1 rRNA gene is annotated in these 1,690 nt (G+C 52.3%); it reads left to right on the forward strand.

The window, feature by feature from the left end:
- The first annotated feature begins 104 nt into the window (after positions 1–104).
- Positions 105–1,647: ribosomal RNA gene (locus DXU84_RS24895) — 16S ribosomal RNA — on the forward strand.
- The last annotated feature ends 43 nt before the right edge of the window (positions 1,648–1,690 follow it).

A 1,690-nucleotide genomic window follows, 5' to 3' on the forward strand; every position in this document is an offset into this window, starting at 1 on the left:
AAAAAATATCAAGTCTTAGAGTGACCAAGCAGTAATTCATTTAGTTGAATTATTACGAAGTAATCTCTGAGCACCGCTTCACTTGTTGAAGCAAATCGAACTTTTAATTGAAGAGTTTGATCATGGCTCAGATTGAACGCTGGCGGCAGGCCTAACACATGCAAGTCGAGCGGCAGCGGAAAGTAGCTTGCTACTTTGCCGGCGAGCGGCGGACGGGTGAGTAATGTCTGGGAAACTGCCTGATGGAGGGGGATAACTACTGGAAACGGTAGCTAATACCGCATGACCTCGAAAGAGCAAAGTGGGGGATCTTCGGACCTCACGCCATCGGATGTGCCCAGATGGGATTAGCTAGTAGGTGAGGTAATGGCTCACCTAGGCGACGATCCCTAGCTGGTCTGAGAGGATGACCAGCCACACTGGAACTGAGACACGGTCCAGACTCCTACGGGAGGCAGCAGTGGGGAATATTGCACAATGGGCGCAAGCCTGATGCAGCCATGCCGCGTGTGTGAAGAAGGCCTTAGGGTTGTAAAGCACTTTCAGCGAGGAGGAAGGCATCATACTTAATACGTGTGGTGATTGACGTTACTCGCAGAAGAAGCACCGGCTAACTCCGTGCCAGCAGCCGCGGTAATACGGAGGGTGCAAGCGTTAATCGGAATTACTGGGCGTAAAGCGCACGCAGGCGGTTTGTTAAGTCAGATGTGAAATCCCCGCGCTTAACGTGGGAACTGCATTTGAAACTGGCAAGCTAGAGTCTTGTAGAGGGGGGTAGAATTCCAGGTGTAGCGGTGAAATGCGTAGAGATCTGGAGGAATACCGGTGGCGAAGGCGGCCCCCTGGACAAAGACTGACGCTCAGGTGCGAAAGCGTGGGGAGCAAACAGGATTAGATACCCTGGTAGTCCACGCTGTAAACGATGTCGACTTGGAGGTTGTGCCCTTGAGGCGTGGCTTCCGGAGCTAACGCGTTAAGTCGACCGCCTGGGGAGTACGGCCGCAAGGTTAAAACTCAAATGAATTGACGGGGGCCCGCACAAGCGGTGGAGCATGTGGTTTAATTCGATGCAACGCGAAGAACCTTACCTACTCTTGACATCCACGGAATTCGCCAGAGATGGCTTAGTGCCTTCGGGAACCGTGAGACAGGTGCTGCATGGCTGTCGTCAGCTCGTGTTGTGAAATGTTGGGTTAAGTCCCGCAACGAGCGCAACCCTTATCCTTTGTTGCCAGCACGTAATGGTGGGAACTCAAAGGAGACTGCCGGTGATAAACCGGAGGAAGGTGGGGATGACGTCAAGTCATCATGGCCCTTACGAGTAGGGCTACACACGTGCTACAATGGCATATACAAAGAGAAGCGAACTCGCGAGAGCAAGCGGACCTCATAAAGTATGTCGTAGTCCGGATTGGAGTCTGCAACTCGACTCCATGAAGTCGGAATCGCTAGTAATCGTAGATCAGAATGCTACGGTGAATACGTTCCCGGGCCTTGTACACACCGCCCGTCACACCATGGGAGTGGGTTGCAAAAGAAGTAGGTAGCTTAACCTTCGGGAGGGCGCTTACCACTTTGTGATTCATGACTGGGGTGAAGTCGTAACAAGGTAACCGTAGGGGAACCTGCGGTTGGATCACCTCCTTACCTCAAGATACGCATTGTGCAGTGTCCACACAGATTGTCTGAT

It is taken from the genome of Rahnella sp. RcJ3, assembly GCF_009498575.1.
Lineage (GTDB): Bacteria > Pseudomonadota > Gammaproteobacteria > Enterobacterales > Enterobacteriaceae > Rahnella > Rahnella aceris.